Here is a 20,933-nt window from a genome sequence, read left to right on the forward strand (position 1 = left end):
GAATCGCGCGCACCCTATCCCTTCATTATCTTGTGTCACGGCTTTTGTGGGGTGAAAGAGTTACTGTTGCCGGCATTTGCTGAGCGATTTGCAGAGCAAGGATACGCAGCGCTGACGTTTGACTATCGTGGATTCGGTGAGAGTGAGGGAGAGCCTGGCCGCCTGGTGCCGGCATTACAAATCGAAGATATTCATGCCGCGATTGAATGGGCAGCGATGCAAGAGCATGTGGATGCAACCCGCATTGGGCTGTGGGGAACATCTTTCGGCGGTGCGAACGCGATGATCGCTGCCAGCGAAAATCCGAACGTGAAATGTGTCGTCGCCCAACTGACTTTCGCAGATGGTGAGTCGGTGATTTGCGGTGACATGAACGCAGAAGAGAAAGAGAAATTTGTGTCGACGCTAGCGCGTATGCGCGAGAAAAAGGCCAAGACCGGCAAGGAGATGATGGTGCCCATTTCCAAGGTCTTGTCAGACCCTCAGTCCGTCGAGTTTTTTCACCAGTTTAAAGATGATTTTCCGGCCCTCAATCTTAAAATCCCGTTTTTAACCGTGTGGGAAACCATGAATCACAAACCACTGCATGCACTCCCGGGGTTAAATCAACCCCTGCTGATCGTGGCTGCCGGTGAGGATGGGGTCAATCCTGTTGGTGAGTCGCAGCAATTATTTGAGCATGCGAATGAACCAAAGCAGCTGCATATTGAACCAGGGGCGACGCACTACCAGGTGTACAGCGGCGAACATTTTGAGTCTGTGGTGCAACAAGAACTCAATTGGTTCAACCAATACCTGTAATCCAGCGATTGCTATCGAAGCAAAAGGCCACCCGGGTGGCCTTTTGTCTTTGGAAACACAATGAAATGATGGTGCAGTTCGCCGCCTTCCTGGCGGAACCGGGGATCCTATTGTTGTGGGCTTTCTTCATCCTCTGATGGCTCAAACGCCAGAAGATCGCCGGGCTGGCAGTCCAGTACTCGGCATAGTCGCTCGAGGGTTGAAAAACGTATGGCTTTCGCTTTACCGTTTTTCAGTACCGACAAATTCGCTTCCGTGATACCGACGGCTTCGGAGAGCGTTTTTAAACGCATTTTCCTTTTGGCCATCATGACATCCAAATTGATCTGTATACTCATGCCGGACCTGTGTTAGATGGTGTATTTACTGTCATCTGACAATTGATAGGCTTCTTTCATGACCCAGGAGATCAGTAAAGTAATGAGGCCAAGCATCAGGGTCAGTAGCTGCCCATCATCAATGCTCAAAGTCAGTTGGTGCTGCCCGGCAGGGGCATTAAAGGTGACGATCAGCGAAATCATCGCGCCATACAAGACAGATGCAATCACCCAGTAAAACAGACTCAGCGCCAGCTGCCGGTAAATCAACGCATTCTCGAGCGAAAAGATGTCTCCCTGCTCATAATTTCTGAACAAGCGAATCAACTTCGCCAGCGCATAAACCGGTACCGCGGTGACAGCCAAACTAAGCAAGGTTAATGCAAGCCGTATCCCCACGGTGAGGGGACTATCCCCGAGCGAGTCAAAGTTTAAGCTCAGGTTGATTAAGCCTGAATTCGTCAGAATGTCATAAGAGCTTTCGACGGTTAGCCAGAAATAGGCGACAAACAGCGGCAATGCGATGCGAATCAACTGGAAAATTCTCCGCGTAAACCGACTTAATTTTGCAATTTTGTCCATCCTGATACTCCGAGTTCGATGAGGTTATGGAGCTACTTTAAGGAATGCTTAACCAATGATCAATAAAAATTTATCGTTAAACGATAAATTTAGAGTGCTCCGATGGTGAAACTTAAGACTGAAGGTGCCATCTTCGGGCAAACCCGCAGGCGGAAGTTGCCTTGTCTTCCGCCCGGTGGAAAGTCGGATGTTTTAAGCCTCAGATACGCCTGTTAATGGCTTGGTGTGTGCAGCGCTGAACGCCATTTGAATAACGGCTTGGGTGCTTTTGTGAGTAATACGCCAAACAGCAAAGGGAGCATCAAGATCAGTGACTGCCGCGACAGCATGTTGTCATTGATATATGCAGAGATGAGTAGCGCGATGACCGGGAAAATCAGGAAGCAAATTGATGCCTGGAATGGCGTCGAGACTTGCCCTAATTTGAAGTAGGCAACAATGCCGCCAACACTGGCAATGCAGCCGAGGTATACAACCGCAGCAACAGACTCCCGGGTGAACGCGTCAAGATGGACGGTCTCCCCTAATGCCGATACGGCAAACAAAAACAGAGAGGCGACCAGGCAAGGTATCGCATTGTAAGTCAGGACCTGAATCTCCTGACAGTACTTCTGGACTAACACGTACATCACGGCGTGTATGGCGACAGCCAGCCCTAAGGACAGTGTGCCGAGCAAGTAATCTTTCCCCCCGACCTGCATTTCGCTCCCCAGGATCAGACATAAGCTGATCACGGCGGTGAGCAGCCCAAAGACCTGGTGCCTGGCCAACTGCAAGCCCAGGAATAAACCAGACATCAGCATCACGGCGACGGGCATGTTGGCGAAAATAATGGAAGCCAGGCCGGAAGAGATAAATTGCTCACCATAAATCATCAGGGTAAATGGAATGGCGAAATACATGAGCGCCACAATCAACAGCCATTGGCGCTTCCCCTTGGGAAACAGTAACGGTTGTTTGAAAACTTTGGCCAGCAGTGCCAGCAAAGGGGCCGCGAGCAGAAAGCGCAAGGCTGTGGCAAAAATGGGGGGAATAGAGCGCAGAGCGAGTTCCATCGCGAACCAGGTGGTTCCCCAGATCAGGCAGACGGATAAAAATAGTAAAAACGTAATTGACTTCGAATTCATGGAAGTTGGTCACTCATGAGGTTTGTAAATCAAAAGCACGGTGTGCCTCTGTGATTGCTCACCCTGTCGGGATTATGAAAGGAAAGGTCTTGAACCCAGAGCTATCTATTGCCCGTAGCCGGTCCTGAGTGTGTTACAGGAACACGGGCTGTCCGTCGATAACTCATTTGTGGTTGGTAACACGGCGGCTCATCGTTCAACGAAGTCCGGATAAGAAATTGTAATAAAACACCATCGGTGCCACGGGAGTTTCTGGAGCTCTGGACCGGAGCTCCCGCGACACCGATGTGTTTTATAATTCATATCGGTTAATCTTGATTGTCTCGCCGCATGTGGTGCAATGATAGACTTGTTTGTAAAACAGTTTTTGCAAGCAACTCCGTTTCACTCGTTTAACGGAACGATGCTGACATGTCTTCTGTGTCCCAGGCATGGTTTCAACTCACTTCGCAATTGAGCAGCTCATTGTTCGAGGCCTATGGCTCCCTTCCTGAGCACACGGTGCATACCATCTATCACGGGCGATTAGCTCAGCTTGGTACGTAGTTTATAAGATTATTAATATAGTGCTACACGCAAAAAAGACGGAGAGCGTAGTCAATTAGGTCATCAACACTCTAATGCACTATAACTTTATAGTTTAAAAACTATAAAACTCACACCTCACCATTAAATCCACCCCATCACACCAAAACGACACCAGCCTAACAGAACATTGAGCATGAATCGTCTCATCATACTGCGCAGATGCTCCCCTGCTCTGAACCAGCACTGCCGCCCGCTTTTGCTCACCCAAGCAATAGTTTCCGCGCGCGGCTGAGGCTTGAAATACCATAGAGTGACCCTGTCACAAGATCGCAACGTCGTATCCTGGGGGAACACCCTACTAACAATTGCGGCAATCACCGGTTGCCAACACCACAATTCTGTTATCTAATGCCAGAATTGTGTTATTGATGGAAAACCTGCCGTGAATTCAGAAGCCTATTATCCGGCGATTGGCCCGGCCCTGCCCAAGCACATCAAGAAAGGCCATCAGCTGATCTTCAGCCGCCAGGATCTCTCCGCTCGCGAGGCTGATCTGTTTGCCCTGATGATGGCCCACATGAAAGAGCCGGACTGGCACCACAACACCCCGGTTTACCGCTTTTCCTGCAGCCAGCTGTCAGAATGGCTCGAGATTGACTCGCGCCACGTCGCCTCAGTCCTCAGCCCGGTTGCCGAACGGCTGTCGATGCGCCAGGTCGGCCTGCGCGCCCTCTCCGACAAGGGCGAGGAAGAATTCGACTACATCCCGTTTTTCAAACGCCTGGCCTACAAAGACGGTCACCTGGTGATGATCCCCAACGACGAGCTGCGCACCGAGTACATCGAATACAATCAGGGCTTTGCCCTGATCAACACCCGCCACTTCTTCCATCTCAAAAAAGAATACTCCAAGCGCCTGTATGAGCTGCTGAGCCGGTTCAAAACCGAAGGCACCGCGATGAAGGCGCAGAACATCGATGATCTCAAAGGCCTGTTCGGCCTGCTCGATGAAAAAGGCCGCCTCAAAGCGGACAAAAGTTCGTTCAAAAACAACAGCGTGTTCATGAAACGCTGCATCCGCGACAGCATTGAGGAAATTTCGACCAACCCGCAGACCCGCAAGGAGCTGCTGTTCCTCACCAGTGACAAGGGCGAGAAAGGCTATCAGCTGATCAAACGCGGGCGCAAAATCGTCGGCATCGAGTTTCTCTACCGCTGGCTGGAATCCGCCACCATCCAGGAGCTCAACGATCAGGATGCCAAGGAAACCATCCGCAAGCTCGAGCTCAAGCGGCTGCAAAGCGGAGAAAAGCTGGCCGTGGCCGAACTGCGCCGGCTGGCTGACGCCTACCGCGCTGTCGAGCGCTTCGAAACCGCCGATGAAATCGAGCAGAGCATTGCCCGCCGGGAGCAGGAAGAAAGCCGGAACCCGGCGCAGCAGAACGCGCAGGATGAAGATTTTGAAGCCATGCTGGCGCGCCTCGAAACCCTCAAAGACATGAGCGAGCACCCGCAATATTGATCATATTTCTGGCGTCAGCGCGATTTGACGCCAGAATTGTGTTATTTATTGCCGCCTCACCCGCATTTCAGGCCCGCTCAGATGACTTTTCACCCCCAACCGCGTCCTTTAAATAACACATTTATGGCCCGTATCCCCCACCACGCCATAAATGTGTTATCGACACACCACAATTGTGTTAGCTATACGCCATAAAAAGGATCAATAACACCAGAAATAAGATCAACAACGCCATAAATGTGATCAAATAAGCCAGAAAAGTGTTATCTATACGCCATAAATATGATCAATAAGGCCTTTTTTCTTTTTTAATATCAGATGGTTACAACGCCTATAGATCTTATAGATCTAATAGTATTTATAGTAATAATAGAAATATAGATCTTATAGTCACTGTGGATAAGTGGAAAATCTTCGATTTACACACTTCCCCACAGCCCAGGGCAAAATCGGTTCTCTCTTTCTTTTTCAGAAGCTTAAGGGAGCCCCCGCAAAAATCCCCTGCCAAGCCCGGATCCATCCCTCACAACGCGTTACAGCGCCTCTGAGCATGGTAAACCTGCGTGTTCCCCGGAGAACTGCCAAGATAAAAATTGGAAGCAGATCAAACCGATAGTCATTTACTTTTTTTCATATATGCAGCATTATAGCGTTCAAGCTAAAAAGCTGCATATTAAAGGAAGCCATCGAATGTATGATCCCAAACAGTTGATTTCCCGGGTTGCCGAGCGCTCTGAACGGATGCTGGCCTCGCTCACGACTCAAATCCGTGAGCAAAAAGCCGAGCTGGCGCTGGATACCTATTACCAGGTGTATTCGAAAGCAGCCGTGGCCAAGTTGCCGAAACTGAGCAAGGCGATCGTGGATAAAACTGTTGGGGAGATGGAGGCGCGCGGCTATTGCTTTGAAAAGCGCAAAGCTGGTACTTCGGAAAAATACGCGATGTCGATCCAGAATATTATCGATATTTACCAGCACCGGGAGGTGCCGAAATACCGCCAGCGCCATCCGCAGGCATTTACTCTGTTTGTCGGCAACCTTAAAGGTGGGGTCTCGAAAACCGTCAGCACCGTGTCGCTGGCCCACGGGCTGCGCACCCATCCGCATTTGCTGCAGGAAGATCTGCGGATCCTGGTGATTGATCTGGATCCTCAGTCATCGGCGACCATGTTCCTTAATCATACCCAGGCGGTCGGCTCGGTCGAGACCACGGCCGCCCAGGCAATGTTGCAGGATATCAGCCGCGAGGAGCTGCTTGATGAATTCGTGATCAGCTCCGGCGTGCCCGGGGTCGATGTGATCCCGGCCTCAATTGAAGATGCCTTTATCGCCTCGCGCTGGGAAGAGCTGTGCGCCGAGCACCTGCCGGGCCGCAATGTGCACACCGTGCTGCGCGACAATGTGATCGACAAACTCCAGGGCGACTATGACTTTATTTTCGTCGATAGCGGCCCGCACCTCGATGCCTTCCTGACTAACGCCCTGGCATCGTCCGATCTGCTGATGACCCCGATCCCGCCGGCTCAGGTCGATTTTCACTCGACGCTGAAATACCTCAACCGCCTGCCGGAGCTGATGAGCATGATCAGCCACTCCGGCGCCGAGCTGCGGGTCCAGGGCAATATCGGGTTTATGTCGAAGCTGGCCAACAAGGCCGACCACAAGCTGTGTCACAGCCTGGCCAAGGAGATCTTCGGCGGCGATATGCTTGATGTCGCCCTGCCCCGCCTCGATGGCTTTGAGCGTTGTGGCGAGTCGTTCGACACCGTGATCTCCGCCAACCCGGCCACCTATGTCGGCAGCAGCGAAGCGCTGAAAAATGCCCGCGTCGCTGCGGAAGACTTTGCCAAGGCGGTGTTTGATCGCATTGAATTTATTCGTGCCAACTGAGGTTCACCATGACAACCAAACGTAAAACCATCGGCCGTACACTCAGCGGTACCACTTTTGACAGCGCGCCGGCCCAGCCGGCGGGCGCAACACGCACCTTTACTCTGGCTTCCGGGCAAAGCGCCACGTTTACTCTGAAATCCATTGCGGCGGATGCGCTCAAAGACAAAACCTTTGTGGAGCTTGTCACCAACGGCCGCGATCAGGACGCCCTGACCGAAGCCTCGGTGGCTGATATCACCCGCACCCTCACCCTGCAGCAGTTCTTTCCGGCCATCGGCCGCGAGGTCGGCGACAAAATCGAGATCCTCGACGGCTCCCGCCGCCGGGCCGCCGCGCTGTTTGCCGGCACCGGCCTGGAGGTTCTGGTGACCCAGGATGCGCTCAGCAGTGACGATGCCCGCCAGCTGGCGGCTGATATCCAGACCGCCCGTGAACACAACCTGCGTGAAGTCGGGATCCGCCTGTTGGTGCTGCGTGACGGCGGCATGAGCCAGAAAGAGATCGCCGCCAGCCAGAATCTGTCGGCGGCCAAGGTGACCCGGGCGATCCAGGCGGCTTCGGTGCCGGCTGAGATGCTGCAGGTGTTCCCGGACCATGCTGAGCTGGCCTACCCCGACTATAAGCAGCTACTGGAGATTGCCACAGCCATCGCCGGCAAAGGACTGGATCTGGCCGATGTGATTGCCCAGGTGATGGTCGATCACGACGAGCTGGCGCCGGAACTGGCTCCGGATGAAGTCAAAGCGGCGCTGATGAAGGCATATCGCCGCGCCGCGGAGCGGCAGCTGGCCAAACCGGCGCCGAAGAAAGCCAAAATTGAGCCGCTGTGGCAGTTTGACGATGCCAAAGTCTTTGCCCGCAAGCGCAGTAAGGATCGCAACTTCAGCTACGAGTTCAGCCGCCTGCCGAAAGCGCTGCAAAAAGAGCTGGATCAGGTGATCGGCGAGACGCTGGCCAAGCACCTGGCAGAATAAGCTGCTCGGCGCAAAGCCATTGCGAACGAATCGAATTTCGATGAAAAAGGCCCGTTTCCCTGGGCCTTTTGTGTGAGATACTGTGGTTTTTGCACCATTACAGGCAATACCGTGTAATGAAAAATGACTGGGTAGCTGCGATAACCGTCACCTTTTACGCGGGCATTTGAATAGATAACCTCGTATTCATCTCCTGCTCTCATATCCCGTAGAAACTGACCTAAATTCTGGCAATCATATTCATCTTAGTGATAATAGCGCCTTAACCATCCGTAAGAGGACGCACTCCCTTGCAACACGCGTTATTATTATTCAGCTTATTCGCTGGATTGTTCAGTTCATTCGCTTTTGCCCAAACAAATATCCAAGCCCAGCCCGAAACCCGGCCCAAAGGGGCCACCTGTGTGATTCGTGATGATCGTGGCCAGGTTATTTTAGTGCAGGACAACCTGACCCGGACTCTCTCGTTACCCGGTGGTTACATCGATAGCCACGAAACATTCCGAGCTGCCGCCAGGCGTGAAACACTTGAAGAAACAGGAATAAAAGTTGACGTTGGAAAACAGCTTTCTATCAATCAAAACCGTGTGGTTTTTGCTTGCCGGCCAAGTTCAAGAATCGGTTACATTGAGCCCGCTGTTGATCATGGCTTTAACGCACAGATCATCCCAGCGCTTGATTCTGAGCATTTTGGTAAAGAGATCCGTCAAGTTTACCTCACCGCATTAACGCCAGTCGTGATGGCTAAATATCGCTACCCAAGCGATGCAGAAGCGCTTCACTCCTGGGTCAACGCGAGTGAGCCAACAAACTTTTATCCCCTGCAAGATTTAACCGACCGGGCGGATAGCTTGCACTTCTTGCTGCTCTCTTTCATTGAGTCTTTTCAATCTTGGGTAAAGTCAATCGCCCCTGCGCGTGAGTTATTGAACCTGTCCAACTGGCTCGGTGAAGGGGCGATTGCCATTGGCCTGCTCATACTATGCTTTCTGATCTTTCCACTACGTTACGGGTTGACCATTGCGTTTGCACTGCTCGCGACCGCGTATTCAGTGAATTTATTGAAAATTGGTTTAGCAATCCCAAGGCCGTTTTATTTCCTGCCGAGCCTGCAGCAAGCACAAGCAAGCGGGTTTAGTTTCCCAAGCGGCCATGCCACCCAAGCTGCGGCCATGATTGGGGTGCTTATTGGCTGGTTACTTCGAGAAGGTAAACAGCGTGTTTGCATCTCGGTGCCGACGGCTGTGGTTGGCTGGTTCGGGCTGTCATTACTTGCCGGAGCAGCGCGTGTCTGGCTGGGTGTGCATTACCCAACAGATGTCGCGGCTGGTATAGGTTTAGGGGGGATTATCGCGCTCGTCTCACTGGCTGTTTGTCATTACCGCTACGCTAATGATAAACCTCTGATCGAATCAAAGCGCTTATGGTTGTTGTTATTAGGGATATACCTTTACGGTACATCGCAGCTGATTCAACCGTTATATGTGTTCTCGTGGTTTGCCGCATTAGGGATTTTTATGTCGTTATGCTTTATTCCATTGCAACCCGCAGATTCACGTAAGCATCTGGTGAAGCACAACAAGGTTGCCTCATGGCAGCAAGTTGTTCTGGCACTGTCTGGTGTAGGCGTTATCGTCGCTGTACCCATGATACTGATCAGCCCTGCCACGACCAGCATCTTCATTTTGGCGGCGAACTCGGTTGCTATTTGTTGCGGCGTGCTCTGGCTTTTAGTCGGTGCACCACGTCTTAGTCAAAAGCTAGTCACTGCGACGAGCGGCAATAAAAGCTAAACATGCATGCACAATTGACCAGAATACGGCACTGTATTTTAGTGCGCCTCGCACAACCCGCCTGCAGGTAAAAAGCGGGTGAGTTTGTGCTGTGGGCTATTGATACGAGCCGACGCGTTTCCAACCAAAAACGATTCTGGTCAGGATGATTGGTGGCGGCAGGCAACCTGCAAGCGAGCATCTTTTTTGCCGCTTTTTTCCTCAATTCATCAATATATACTGCCGCAACTTATGACTATGTGCCCAACCATGGCGCTCCTTGATTTTAGCTTGTCATGTTGTCAGTTGCTCAAACTTAAGCCTAGTGCTAACATTTGTACACACGCAAGATATGGAGCACATCATGGACACTAGAATTCAGTTTCGTGTTGATGAAGAAACGAAACGATTGGCTCAGCAAATGGCTGAAAGCCAAGGCAGAACATTAAGTGATGCTTGCCGTGAGCTAACTGAGCAACTCGCCGAACAACAGAGAAAAGCCCTATCTTATGACGCTTGGTTAACTGAGCAAGTAAACCTGGCTTTTGAGAAGTTTGACTCAGGAAAAGCTGTTTTTGTTGACCACGAATCTGCTAAATCTCGAATGGCTGGGCGCAAAGCTAAAATCCGTAACCGAGGCAAGCTATGATTTTGTGGGAAGAAGAGTCTCTTAACGATCGTGAAAAGATCTTTGAGTTTCTTTACGACTTCAATCCCGAAGCAGCTGAAAAAACTGATGATCTCATCGAAGCAAAAGTTGAAAACCTTTTGGAGCAGCCTTTCATGGGAGTACAGCGGGATGGAATTCGCGGACGACTCCTCATCATTCCTGAGATTTCAATGATTGTTTCCTACTGGGTTGAAGGCGATATCATTCGTGTTATGCGCGTACTACACCAAAAGCAAAAATTCCCGGCGGACTGATAGTACTCGCTGGGCAACTTACGTTTGTCATCAACGGTCGAGCGATCACCAGCCGACGGAAAACCGGGGAAGGAAGCCATCATCGTCTGCGTCTGAAAGATGGCTGTTGTCCATAATAAGAGGCGGCGGGTGGGGAGAAACACGGCGTCAATTGAGTGATTGACGTCATTATTTTTTATTAGGCTTGAGCCAACACACGCTCCACAAAAGCAGATTTTTTACGACGGTATTCTTCTTGAGACCAACCCTCGCAAGACAGTTTTAGCTCGTTGTACTGTTGCACTAGCGAAGCATCTGAGCGTCACTTATCTCTGAACACCAAAAAGCATGCAAACTCAGTCCCGTTAGCCACCACCTGAAATGCTACGTCATCACCCAAAGTCGACTCCAACATACAGAGTTCCGCTGTTCTTAGTGTGTCGATTTTTTCTGCGAAACCCAAAGTTGTGAGTTGTTGGACTGCGTTCTCTAACGCGCCCGCCTCTACACCCACGAAGATGTCGAGATCTCCTTTAGAGACTGCTCGCTAACACGCATCCCCTTTTGAGGATACTTGAGTCACCTCAGCATGATTAAACTTATTGATACCGTAGTTGTTTGTTATGTCTGTACTTTTGACATTATGACAATATCAGTTAATTCGTCTTCAACACGCACAGCCTTACGTTTTGTACCTTCGATTTCAAAACCAAATGATTTATACAATGCAAGTGCTGCTGCATTGTTCGAGTGCACTTCTAGTTCAAGGCGAACTAAATCAAGTTTTTCATCACAGTATGATAACAAATGTTCCATTAAGAAACGTCCAACACCCATACCTCGAGACGCTTTATCTACAGCGATACCAAAAGATGCACAGTGCATTAGCCTTGGCTTGTCTGCGGTAAAGATCGACAAATGCCCTAGGATCTCCCCAGTCGAGTCAACGGCAACAAAGTTATGCTGACTATCATTGAACATTGAGTCGAACTCTTCTCGCTTGATATCGGGCAAATAGCGGTTGTTGTTAACCACTTCTTTATCTTTGTATATCTCATATAAGGCTGATAAATCAGCTGAACACATTTTTCTTATTTTCATCGAACACCAGAATTCTGAAAAACAGCATAACGAATAATATGGCATCCCCCTGAGCAGGCTTTGCCTCATTGGGTAGGTCTGATCCCGGCATTACCTGATGCCTCCTGATCAACATTTGTCTATGGCATTGATTCAGCCAAACAGAGCTTCAGTTTCCACGGCGAGGATCACCAAGGAAAGACATTGACCGACAAACAATATCACGCTCTCAGTGGCGTGCAAACTGATGAGGATTGCCGAAAAAAGTTGGTGAAACAGCGCTGATTTAAACTGCTCTCGATGTCATCAAAGGAGTGACATTCCGAGATGGTGTTCGCGAAACGGAGTGAACATCAGCAGGACACTGCTTTGAATGTCGTACACCGGATTTGCCTATAACGCTGTATTTTAGTCCGTTTACTCCCCCTACGGCGTCTTATTTGCGGCAGTCGGAATCTTTCTACTTTCGTTAAAATATTAACTTTGTTAATAGCTTTTGATTGTATTCGTCAGGGCGAAAAAAAGAGGACTCATTGTGCACACTTCACTTTTTCGGGTGCTTTGGTTATCGGCGATTATATTGGGAGGTGTCTCAGGATGTCATCATTCTTCCGGTTCTTCCGGTTCTTCCGGTTCTTCCAGTTCTTCCGGTTCTTCCGGTTCTTCCAGTTCTTCCGGTTCTTCCAGTTCTTCCAGTTCTTCCGGCTCTTCCAGTTCCACGTTGTCCGATTTTAATTTAACCGATATCACTGCATCATCGACGGATGTGAAAACAATAACACTCGCCTGGACCGAGGCGTCTGAGGCTTCCGGTGTGACCTATACCGTTTGTCAGAAAGATACCTCTCAAGATGATGATTGTCTGGCACTGGCAACAGTTACCGATACGTTGTCGGCTTCTGTGTCTGTGGGCAGTCTGGTGAGAGCCCTCTCTAGTGATTATTTCATTTCAGCCTCTGATGGCACGCATACCGCGAGATCCAATGCGGAAAGTTTAACGGTGGATACCGCCAATCAGATGATCGGTTATTTTAAGACCTCCAAGCTCGGGTTCTATGATCAGTTTGGTTCTAGTGTGGCCTTGAGTGACGATGGCTTAACCCTGGCGGTCGGGGCACCTAATGAAAGTGGCGGCATGGCTGGTATTCAGTTCGGTACGGTGGAGGAAGGACAGGAAGCCATAGCTTCCGGTGCGGTGTATCTGTTTAAGCGAGAGAGTGACCGCTGGTCGCTGAGCGCATATATCAAAGCCTCCAACCCTGGAAGCAGTGATCGGTTTGGTTCTAGTGTATCCCTGAGCGCAGATGGCTCAACCCTGGCGGTCGGAGCGCCTTTTGAAGATGGTGGTACGGCTGGTATTCAGACCGGTACGATGGCCGAAGGGACGGAAGTTTCAGAGTCCGGAGCTGTGTATCTGTTTGACCTCAGTGACAGTGATCGCCATCACTGGTCGCAGAGCGCATATGTCAAAGCCCCCAACCCTGGGAAAGATGATAATTTTGGCGAGAGTATAGTCCTGAGCAAAGATGGCTCAACCCTGGCGGTCGGGGCGCCTCGTGAAGATGGCGGCATTGCTGGTATTCATACGGTTGGTATTCCGCTCGGTAGGATTGGGCAAGTGACGGATGGCTCAGATTCCGGTGCGGTGTATTTGTTTAAGCGAGAAAGCGGCAGTTGGTTACAAAGCGCATATATCAAAGCCTCCAACCTTGGGAGCAATGAATATTTTGGCGTTAGTATGGCCCTGAGCGCAGATGGCTCAACCCCGGCGGTCGGGACGCCTTTTGAAGATGGCGGCACGGCAGGTATTCAGACCGATACGGTGGACGACGGGGCGGAAGCCAGAGATTCCGGTGCAGTGTATCTGTTTGACTTCAGTGACAGCGATCCCAGTCACTGGTCACAGAGCGCATATATCAAAGCCTCCACCTCTGGGAGCTATGATCATTTTGGCGCCAGTGTATCCCTGAGCGCAGATGGCTTAACCCTGGCGGTCGGAGCGCCTAATGAAGATGGCGATACGGCAGGTATTCAGGCCAATGTGGTGGACGAAGGGACGGAAAGTTTAGATTCCGGTGCGGTGTATCTGTTTGACCTCAGTAACAGCGAGCGTAGTCACTGGTCGCAGAGCGCATATGTCAAAGCCCCCAACCCTGGGAACGGTGATCTTTTTGGCGTCGGTTTGGCTCTGAGCGCAGATGGCTCAACCCTAGTGGTTGGGGCGCCTTATGAAGATGGCGATACGGCAGGTATTCAGACCGGTACGGTAGAGGAAGGGGGGGAAGCCATAAATTCCGGTGCGGTGTATCTGTATTAATTGTCAGCGTGATAAAAAGCGCCATGATTGAGGAGTGCCGATCAGTTTAGCCACAAATGATCGGTTGAACGCTCCTCTGGAGCTGTCAAAATCCGAGTGTATTCAATGCGCTCGGATTTTTTATGGGCGTCTCATCAGCTCCGGGCATCATGAAGAACTGGAAACCTAACCCAGAAGTAACTCTGGCTGACTGGCTCCTTCTCGAACTGTAGTGGCCAATAAAAGTTGGCCACGATTCTGGAACATCCCATTTTACGCTGGTTCTCCCCGTCTTTCCCCACATGAAACCCGCTCAAACTTACCCATGCGTATTTCATTACTAACCGACTGATATAAATAAATTTGGCCCGAAAATTTCAGCCTGAAATTCCCATGGTTTCAGGTGCCGGGGAACTTGCTGCTGAACAAGGCCCGGTCTGCCGGGCCTGGTACAGTGCAGCTGCGCGGGCTCCCTGCGGATCGCGCCTGCGATCAGGCCAATGCCGGCTTTTTGATCCAGTGGCGGTTAAGCAGCGCAAACTGGGTCAGGATAATGATCAATGCCGCGGCAGACAGATAAAAATCATTCTTATAAATGGGCTGGTACAGCATCTCAAAATTACCGTCATCGAACGCGTCCCAGTTCATAAAGTGTTGCAGCGCCGCAACGTGCGCGCCGTAGAAGGCAAAGATATTCCCCAGGTGCAGCATGGTCCAGTGAGGGCTTCGGAATATCATCAGCAGCCCCAGCAGGCCAATCACCGATCGCTGCGTCCGGCAGTACGGACAAGGGTCGACGACTGAAAAAATATCCATGCCCCAGGTCACCAGAAAGATCGCAATCGCGCCAAAACCAAGCAGCCGTACCCGGCTGTCATTCAACACACTAAACATAAAATCCCTTCTTCAAGTTAAATTGAGCAACGAAAACGTGTTTGCAATCGACTTGCCTGAGTAAGTTACCATTGGTATAGTTGGATGTAGATTACTATTGGTAACTTATGGCAATGCCACAGATCCTCTATTGGTTAAATGGTGTGTACAGCTGGATTGCGCGCAGTTTCGAAAAGCGCAGGGCTTACCGCTGCACGCACTGCCCTCCTGATTTTTTAAATGTAAATCAATCATTTGAACTATTAAGGAGGAAGCAATGCAAGGTATCAAGCGACGAATTACATATGTGTTTTTTTATGAGGTCATCACCTTAGTGCTCATCAGCATGGCGTTTCATCTCTGTGCTGAAGACGACTCAGGGCACCCGGTGATCCTCGGGGTGATCACCGTGGTTCTGGCAATTCTCTGGAACACGTTTTACAACACCCTGTTTGAGCTCTGGGAGAAAAATTTGGTCACCCGGGGAAGAAGTGTTCGCAGACGGGTACTCCATGCCGTTGGCTTTGAGGTCGGGTTTGTGGCCGTGACCTTACCCATCTTTGCGTGGTGGCTGAATCTCAGCCTTTGGGATGCATTTTTGTTAGATGCTGGACTCACCCTGTTCTTTATGTTTTTTACCTTCTTTTATAACTGGTTATTCGATCTGATTTTCGGGTTACCAGTCTCTGCACAGTAAGAAAAGGAATTTGAAATGGAAAAGTTTAACCTGAGAACCCCCCAGACCGCAGACAAACTGGCGGCCCCGATCCTGATGGAATTCAAGGAAAAGTACGGCATGATCCCGAACTTTTACGCAGCGCTGGGGATTGATGGCGCGAGCCTGAGCGGCTACCTGGATTTTGAACAAGCTATTGAGGATTTCGGCAGCCTTACTGAGCGTCAGCGCGAGCTGATCTCACTCAGTGTCGCCAACTACAATCAGTGCCACTACTGCGTCTCTGGCCATACTTTTTCCGCTAAGAAAATTGGTTTATCATCGCAAGAATGTGCTGATGCCCAGCGGGCTATCGCCAAGGATTCAGGCGATCAGGCTATTTTATCCCTGTCCCGGACGATTCTTGAAAAGAAAGGGAACCTGAGCCAGGAAGACGTCGATGCGGCTCTGTTTCACGGGCTGACGGAAAGCCAGATCCTCCAGGTGTGCGCCTGGACTGCGCTGAATACGTTCAGCAACTGGGTCAATAATATTACGCAACCCAAGATTGATTTCCCAAAAGTTGATTTTGCATAGGAAAAGGTAAGGAAAGTCATATTGAAGTCTCGTTTTAAAAAGGAAGAGCGTTATAACCAGCTTCTGGATTTGGCTTTCGACATGGTCAGAGAGCAGGGCACGGATGCCCTGACTCTGATCAGCCTGGCAAAAAAAGCCGGGGTGACAAAACCCATTACCTATAATCATTTTTCAACTCGCCAGGCCTTGTTGTATGCATTGTACCGGCGTTGCGATGAGGCGCTGTCGTCCCGGATGGACAGCCTGATCACGACCCAGTCAAACAGCTTAAAAGATGCCGTAACCGTGTATGTGTCTTCTTATATCCACTGTCTCGAAACCAACGGGAAGGTGTATGACGATATCGTGTCGGCGTTAAAAGCCTACCCGGAGTACGCCAGCGTGGAAAATGATATCCGGGACTACTTCTGTCATGTGATTGAGAAGACATTGTCGCCATTTGTTGTCTCGGACGGGAACAGTCTGACCAAGTTAATGCAGATCTCGATATTCAGCATCACCGAATCGTTAGGCGGATTTTTGCAAGAAAACCCGCAGGCCAAAGAAGAGCTGATCGATGAAGCCGTCGAGATCATCTTAAGGATCTGCAACCGTTAACACGGCCGCAGGTTCACTCCCCTATCCTCATCATAACCTTTTGGCGGAGTTGCTCCGCCGTTTTTTTTGATGATGGCAGGTGCTCAGGCGCCGTTTATCTGAATATAGTTACCCACACGAAAATCACTTATAACCATATAAAATTAAACGTTTTTTTAAGATGATTTCAGCCTGAAATTCCCAAAAGTTCAGGTGCCGGAAGAAACACCCACGACAACATAAACGTCACGAAAAGTGATGAAAGCCGGACATTCTAAACGGGTGAAATGTGGTTAAAGTAAGTTGGTGTCATCCACTCCGGTTTTGTCACAAGAACGGATGGAACTTAGCTGATCTGGACGACAACAAGTTCAATTCAGTGTGCCACTTCACCTTTGCTGAAAATGACCAGATGGACAAGGTGCTTGACTCTGTTCGCCGAGAGGCCGCCGTAAACGTGGCTCAAAATAGGTTAGTTAGTCTGAGGGCTGACTAAAGCTGGCAATGCGACATTGCCAGATTTGATGGACGAGCTAAACGGGCTATTGGAGGCGCTTGAGAGTGATATAGAGGACAGCTTTGGTTCTCGGGTGCAGCCTGAAACTCTTGGTGATGACTGAAGGCCAATCGCAGCCTTCTCATTACCCGTTGTGAACAATACCACTACCCCTGCGCTTCAATCTCCACCCGAGTCGAATCAAGAAACCACACAGTCTCACCAGTCAACAGGGATACAGCATTACCTTTGTAGCGGTAGTTTGGGTCGTCTTCACTTTGTATCATGGCACAATCATCTTCGGCCTTACGGACGAAGAGCTCCCCCTGAAAAGCAAAGTAGCCTTCTTCCATAACAGACTGAAAGTGAACAGTGTTCGTCTCTACTTTTTCACAAATAGCTTTGATTGCGTATTCCAATGTTGTTTTAAACATAATTACCCTTTTTTTTTGATATTTATTAGTAATATATCACACTGAAGCAGAGTGGAGCCTGTGTTGTTTTGTCTGGTGTAAAGCTAAGCTGGCAAGGCACTTGAAAGTGACATAGAGGAAATCTTTTCAGAATGGTTGTTTAAAGCATTGTGTGCATATGATTGAAGGCTTATCATGTGATTAATGCTTATATATCAAGTTGCTAGCACTCATTTTTAACTAACAGAGGAAGTATGTAAGCGCTCAATAAACCAGTAAAGCCTTATTCAGCCTCACCGATTTCAACATTCCACGGCATCAGATCCGACATATCATTGTCCACCGAACGCTTTGGCAATTCGGTGAACAGGTGCCGGAAGTAATAATACGGGTTCATGTCATTTGCTCGACACGTCATCACCAAGCTGTACAGATTAGCGCTGGCTTTCGCACCACCGACCGAGGTTGAGAACATCCAATTCTTTCTGCCTGTCGTGAACGGCCGGATATCTCTGTCACATTATTGTCGATGCTGATATGGCCACCTTCCAGATAGGTCAGCAGCTTTGGCCTCTGAATTCCCAAAAACTCAGGTGCCGGAAGAAACACCCGCGACAACCTAAACGTCACGAAAAGTGATGAAAACCGGACATTCTAAACGGGTGAATATGGTCAAAGTAAGTTGGTGTTGACACTGCCGAAAGGGTTGCAACGGGGCGGGACTATGGCCTGCTGTATGGCAGCGCGAAAACACAGCATGATCACTTCCATGCTGCGCTCGCCCTGAAGAAAGCCGCGGGCGCAACGCCTGCCAGCCCCCAATCGAGCAATTTGCTTAATAAGGCTGTCCGGGCTTGTCCAACACCCGGATAGAAGTGTCGGCTGCGCGACACGTATCCTTATTTGTTACATTTCTGCCAACATGATTTCGGGAAAAAGCTCCCGTTGCTCGTTAGACCCTATTTGATGGTAAGTAAGACTTTCACCATCAGCTCCGACCTTGGTTACCAGCTTTGCGTGAAACAGATAGTCATCTTTTTCTCGAATAACACTAGCAATTTGGGAGCCAACCAACTTAAGTTTGGACCTTTTTTCTTTACGAAAGCAGACATTGAAATGGCCTTTCTTTGCGACAGACGGGTAACACCAAGCATCTTGAAAATCAGGAGGTAAATCAAAGTAGTCCTTAGTAATCGACTCGGAGATTCTATACAGGTACTCTGTACCCACACCAACATCTCTTATGAACTCATGTTTCAAGAAATCTTGAATCATCTTGGATTTGAGTACTTCCTCTGCATTTAGCCCTTCAGTGCTTGGCTGTGCCCCAATCATGGTCACATTAATTTGTTCTAGCGCTTCGTAGACAATAAGTGAAAACAGCTCACCATCTGGAATCTTCATTTCCTCTACAGCGACAAAAGGTGAAATAGGCGCTGTATACAACAAAGCTTCATTGTCCCGATTTAGCCTTCCCGCTTTCACAATATGCTCAGGAGGCTCCCAACAATCAGACACCTTAGACATTGTTTGTAGAGGAATTTTTCGATCATTCCCAGGTAATGCCCGAACCCTGTAAAACCTTGTACCCGCAGGATAATTATCATTCATAGGCATCAATATTGAAATGTTGCCATGCGGTGTACTAAATGTAATCACATCAGCTATAGATTTTTGGACTTCCTGGTATGACATTCGTTTGAAGTCTAAATCACGAAATTTACCGATCTTGTCGTGTAAATGCGCCGCATCAACGTGCTTTAGAAAATCCTTTAAGTTGACCACTAATCCCTCTTAATAAATGTAACAGCGTATTGTGCAGCATGCTCGATAACACGCCTACTATGTTGGTTCCATATTAGAAACTTTGCTTAATGTATCAAGCGTTTAAGCCCTGATTTGATATCTGTGCACGGTTTTACGTGCGGTTAAAACAAGCATGTGCATAGAACGAGACCTGATATGTACTCATTAGCGAAGAGCAATGCGCTTATTTTCAGTAACATAAGCTGTTTGGCCCTGAATGAAGAGAGCAATTTTTGTCTCGTTAATACGCCCGGGATATGCAGGAATCGGAGGCTCTCAGTTATAACTGTTTATAACGACAGCGCAACTTATATGAGCCATGCTGTGCCGGCTCTACCCGTGTCCCCGCATGAAGCCGCTCAAATCTACCCATCTGAATTTTGAAGATAAGCTCATGATATTAAATCACTTTGACTGAGAATTTCAGCCTGAAATTCCCATCGGTTTCAGGGCTGTTTCGCGTGATCGGCAGGGGCGCTGCGGTGACACCGATGCGCCCCTGTGTTCATGGTAACCTCGCTACGCGATCACCGGCATGTCGCGCCAGGTGCGCTCGTGCAGCAGTTCGCAGCCGGATGCGGTGATGACGATATTTTCTTCATGTACCATCATCCGGCCCGGGGCAAATGCCATTCCCGGTTCCAGGGTGATCACCATCCCCGGCTTCAGCACCACATTGCCCTGCGGGACATGCGAGGGCCATTCGGTCAGCTGCATCCCCAGCCCGTGCCCCATCCGTCCGACGTCATTACCCAGTGCCCCTGATGTTTCCAGCACGGCCCACATGGCCTGCCAGAGCTCCCCGGTGGTCACGCCGGGCGCGGCAAGATGCAGCCCGGCCTCGGTGGCTTCATAGACTGCGTCGTAGGCGCGCAGAGTTTCGGCGGGCATGCGGCCGAAGCCGTAGTTGCGGTCGAAATCGCTGAAGTAGCCGTCGAAGGTGGCCCCGGTATCGATGATCAGGACATCACCCTCATCCAGGACCCGATCCGTGGGCCCCATGATGATGTTGTCATAGCCTCCCTGGCCGGAGGCGGAGATCAGGTACGGGCAGGCATCGGCACCCAGGCGCAGCATTTCCAGGTGCATGGCTTTACATGCGTCACGCTCTGTCATTCCGGCGCTGAGGTGACGGCGCAAATAGTCAAACCCGGCGGCGGTAACCTGGCAGGCAAAGCGGATCTTCTCGATTTCCGCGCGGGATTTGATGCTGCGGATGCGGCGCACGGCTGAGGACACATCGACCATCTGATGCTGACTCAGCTGCTGTTGCAGCGCCGCGTAGTTGGCGGCAGGCATCCGCAGGTGCGTTTCCGGCCCGAGCATGGCGCCGATGCGGTGGTGCCGCCCGGCCAGAGATTTTAAGGTGGCTGCCAGCAGCGAGATACCGTCATCTTCCGGTCGCGGGGAAGGCCAGCTCCGGACATCTTCGAGCCAGGTCTGCTCAAATCCTGCGACGCCGATTTCCGGGACCACGGCAATGGGTTTTCCGGCCGCGGGGACCACTAAAAACCAGGGCCGGGTCGGGCTTTCCCAAAACTGGCTTTTGAAGCCGCTGAAATAGCGGAACTCCGGCTCGGTGGTAAAGAAGACGGCATCAAGCCGCTGCGCGTGCATCTGCGCCTGGAGCTGGTTGGTGCGTTGCTCAAATTCTGCAAATTCAAAACCCCGTTGGGGGGCGATCAGGGTGTGCATGATATTTATCCTTACGAACATGCCGGC

The 20,933-nt window shown here is 50.2% G+C and carries 19 protein-coding genes and 2 pseudogenes; 11 read left to right on the forward strand and 10 right to left on the reverse strand.

Annotated elements, in window-relative coordinates:
• Positions 1-801 (forward strand): UilS family quorum-quenching N-acyl-homoserine lactonase (uilS, locus tag VV869_RS23025; RefSeq protein WP_337737281.1); only part of this gene is annotated, 801 nt, incomplete at its 5' end.
• Between the two features lie 107 nt (positions 802-908).
• Here the strand turns inward: uilS and VV869_RS23030 are convergent.
• The 3 genes from VV869_RS23030 to VV869_RS23040 form a co-directional block, all read right to left on the reverse strand.
• Entirely contained in the window at positions 909-1,139 is a 231-nt protein-coding gene (locus VV869_RS23030) for a helix-turn-helix domain-containing protein (RefSeq protein ID WP_337737282.1), read from the reverse strand.
• 12 nt (positions 1,140-1,151) lie between these two features.
• Positions 1,152-1,700, reverse strand: a complete 549-nt coding sequence (locus tag VV869_RS23035; protein WP_337737283.1) for a DUF2975 domain-containing protein — start codon at positions 1,698-1,700, stop codon at positions 1,152-1,154.
• 212 nt (positions 1,701-1,912) lie between these two features.
• Positions 1,913-2,827, reverse strand: coding sequence for a DMT family transporter (locus VV869_RS23040; protein WP_337737284.1), 915 nt, complete (start codon positions 2,825-2,827; stop codon positions 1,913-1,915).
• Positions 2,828-3,797: 970 nt separating this feature from the next.
• On the opposite strand from VV869_RS23040, the gene VV869_RS23045 reads away from it, so the two are divergent.
• The 6 genes from VV869_RS23045 to VV869_RS23070 all read left to right on the forward strand — a co-directional run bounded on the left by VV869_RS23045 (position 3,798) and on the right by VV869_RS23070 (position 10,440).
• Positions 3,798-4,877, forward strand: coding sequence for a replication initiation protein (locus tag VV869_RS23045; protein ID WP_337737285.1), 1,080 nt, complete (start codon positions 3,798-3,800; stop codon positions 4,875-4,877).
• 690 nt (positions 4,878-5,567) lie between these two features.
• A complete protein-coding gene (locus VV869_RS23050) occupies positions 5,568-6,767 on the forward strand; it encodes an AAA family ATPase (RefSeq protein WP_337737286.1) in 1,200 nt (399 codons plus the stop codon).
• A gap of 8 nt (positions 6,768-6,775) precedes the next feature.
• Positions 6,776-7,744: a ParB family protein gene (locus VV869_RS23055; RefSeq protein ID WP_337737287.1), complete on the forward strand. Its 969-nt coding sequence runs from the start codon at positions 6,776-6,778 to the stop codon at positions 7,742-7,744.
• Between the two features lie 290 nt (positions 7,745-8,034).
• The gene (locus VV869_RS23060; RefSeq protein ID WP_337737288.1) at positions 8,035-9,537 is read left to right on the forward strand and encodes a bifunctional NUDIX hydrolase/phosphatase PAP2 family protein; all 1,503 of its coding nucleotides are present in this window, start codon (positions 8,035-8,037) and stop codon (positions 9,535-9,537) included.
• 343 nt (positions 9,538-9,880) lie between these two features.
• Positions 9,881-10,165, forward strand: a complete 285-nt coding sequence (locus VV869_RS23065) for a type II toxin-antitoxin system RelB/DinJ family antitoxin (RefSeq protein WP_337737289.1) — start codon at positions 9,881-9,883, stop codon at positions 10,163-10,165.
• On the forward strand, positions 10,162-10,440 hold the full coding sequence (locus VV869_RS23070; protein ID WP_337737290.1) for a type II toxin-antitoxin system RelE/ParE family toxin: 279 nt from the start codon (positions 10,162-10,164) through the stop codon (positions 10,438-10,440). Before VV869_RS23065 ends, VV869_RS23070 begins: the two co-directional genes overlap by 4 nt.
• Positions 10,441-10,618: 178 nt before the next feature.
• Here VV869_RS23070 and VV869_RS23075 read toward each other — a convergent pair.
• Positions 10,619-10,963: pseudogene (locus VV869_RS23075) on the reverse strand (GrpB family protein); the annotation flags it as partial.
• Between the two features lie 77 nt (positions 10,964-11,040).
• A complete protein-coding gene (locus VV869_RS23080; protein WP_337737292.1) occupies positions 11,041-11,520 on the reverse strand; it encodes a GNAT family N-acetyltransferase in 480 nt (159 codons plus the stop codon).
• A gap of 745 nt (positions 11,521-12,265) precedes the next feature.
• Between VV869_RS23080 and VV869_RS23085 the strand changes: the two genes are divergently transcribed.
• The gene (locus VV869_RS23085; protein ID WP_337737293.1) at positions 12,266-13,816 is read left to right on the forward strand and encodes a hypothetical protein; all 1,551 of its coding nucleotides are present in this window, start codon (positions 12,266-12,268) and stop codon (positions 13,814-13,816) included.
• A gap of 471 nt (positions 13,817-14,287) precedes the next feature.
• On the opposite strand, the gene VV869_RS23090 is transcribed toward VV869_RS23085, so the two are convergent.
• The gene (locus VV869_RS23090) at positions 14,288-14,689 is read right to left on the reverse strand and encodes a disulfide bond formation protein B (RefSeq protein WP_337737294.1); all 402 of its coding nucleotides are present in this window, start codon (positions 14,687-14,689) and stop codon (positions 14,288-14,290) included.
• 256 nt (positions 14,690-14,945) lie between these two features.
• Here VV869_RS23090 and VV869_RS23095 point away from each other — a divergent pair, with 256 nt between their 5' ends.
• The 3 genes from VV869_RS23095 to VV869_RS23105 are packed head-to-tail and all read left to right on the forward strand — an operon-like array spanning position 14,946 to position 16,517.
• Positions 14,946-15,365: a PACE efflux transporter gene (locus tag VV869_RS23095; RefSeq protein WP_337737295.1), complete on the forward strand. Its 420-nt coding sequence runs from the start codon at positions 14,946-14,948 to the stop codon at positions 15,363-15,365.
• A 15-nt stretch (positions 15,366-15,380) separates the two neighbouring features.
• Entirely contained in the window at positions 15,381-15,920 is a 540-nt protein-coding gene (locus VV869_RS23100; protein WP_337737296.1) for a carboxymuconolactone decarboxylase family protein, read from the forward strand.
• Between the two features lie 21 nt (positions 15,921-15,941).
• Entirely contained in the window at positions 15,942-16,517 is a 576-nt protein-coding gene (locus VV869_RS23105; RefSeq protein ID WP_337737297.1) for a TetR/AcrR family transcriptional regulator, read from the forward strand.
• A gap of 642 nt (positions 16,518-17,159) precedes the next feature.
• Here the strand turns inward: VV869_RS23105 and VV869_RS23110 are convergent.
• From VV869_RS23110 to VV869_RS23125, 4 genes and pseudogenes are all read right to left on the reverse strand, one after another.
• Positions 17,160-17,426: a hypothetical protein gene (locus VV869_RS23110; RefSeq protein WP_337737298.1), complete on the reverse strand. Its 267-nt coding sequence runs from the start codon at positions 17,424-17,426 to the stop codon at positions 17,160-17,162.
• Positions 17,427-17,688: 262 nt separating this feature from the next.
• A pseudogene (locus VV869_RS23115) lies at positions 17,689-17,981 on the reverse strand (transposase domain-containing protein); the annotation flags it as partial.
• Positions 17,982-18,311: 330 nt separating this feature from the next.
• Complete coding sequence (locus VV869_RS23120; protein ID WP_337737299.1) at positions 18,312-19,190, reverse strand: hypothetical protein; 879 nt, start codon at positions 19,188-19,190, stop codon at positions 18,312-18,314.
• Positions 19,191-19,730: 540 nt separating this feature from the next.
• Complete coding sequence (locus VV869_RS23125; protein WP_337737300.1) at positions 19,731-20,906, reverse strand: M24 family metallopeptidase; 1,176 nt, start codon at positions 20,904-20,906, stop codon at positions 19,731-19,733.
• Positions 20,907-20,933: the final 27 nt, after the last annotated feature.

The sequence above is a fragment of the Photobacterium sp. MCCC 1A19761 genome, assembly GCF_037389125.1.
Taxonomy (GTDB): domain Bacteria; phylum Pseudomonadota; class Gammaproteobacteria; order Enterobacterales; family Vibrionaceae; genus Photobacterium.

Bases quoted from the DNA above. Each gene is read 5' to 3' on its own strand.
- VV869_RS23035 (WP_337737283.1), bottom strand. From the start codon at position 1,700: ATGGACAAAATTGCAAAATTAAGTCGGTTTACGCGGAGAATTTTCCAG.
- VV869_RS23080 (WP_337737292.1), bottom strand. From the start codon at position 11,520: ATGAAAATAAGAAAAATGTGTTCAGCTGATTTATCAGCCTTATATGAG.
- VV869_RS23110 (WP_337737298.1), bottom strand. From the start codon at position 17,426: ATGTTTAAAACAACATTGGAATACGCAATCAAAGCTATTTGTGAAAAA.
- VV869_RS23030 (WP_337737282.1), bottom strand. From the start codon at position 1,139: ATGAGTATACAGATCAATTTGGATGTCATGATGGCCAAAAGGAAAATG.
- VV869_RS23095 (WP_337737295.1), top strand. From the start codon at position 14,946: ATGCAAGGTATCAAGCGACGAATTACATATGTGTTTTTTTATGAGGTC.
- VV869_RS23070 (WP_337737290.1), top strand. From the start codon at position 10,162: ATGATTTTGTGGGAAGAAGAGTCTCTTAACGATCGTGAAAAGATCTTT.
- VV869_RS23055 (WP_337737287.1), top strand. From the start codon at position 6,776: ATGACAACCAAACGTAAAACCATCGGCCGTACACTCAGCGGTACCACT.
- VV869_RS23050 (WP_337737286.1), top strand. From the start codon at position 5,568: ATGTATGATCCCAAACAGTTGATTTCCCGGGTTGCCGAGCGCTCTGAA.
- VV869_RS23040 (WP_337737284.1), bottom strand. From the start codon at position 2,827: ATGAATTCGAAGTCAATTACGTTTTTACTATTTTTATCCGTCTGCCTG.
- VV869_RS23100 (WP_337737296.1), top strand. From the start codon at position 15,381: ATGGAAAAGTTTAACCTGAGAACCCCCCAGACCGCAGACAAACTGGCG.
- VV869_RS23065 (WP_337737289.1), top strand. From the start codon at position 9,881: ATGGACACTAGAATTCAGTTTCGTGTTGATGAAGAAACGAAACGATTG.
- VV869_RS23090 (WP_337737294.1), bottom strand. From the start codon at position 14,689: ATGTTTAGTGTGTTGAATGACAGCCGGGTACGGCTGCTTGGTTTTGGC.
- VV869_RS23125 (WP_337737300.1), bottom strand. From the start codon at position 20,906: ATGCACACCCTGATCGCCCCCCAACGGGGTTTTGAATTTGCAGAATTT.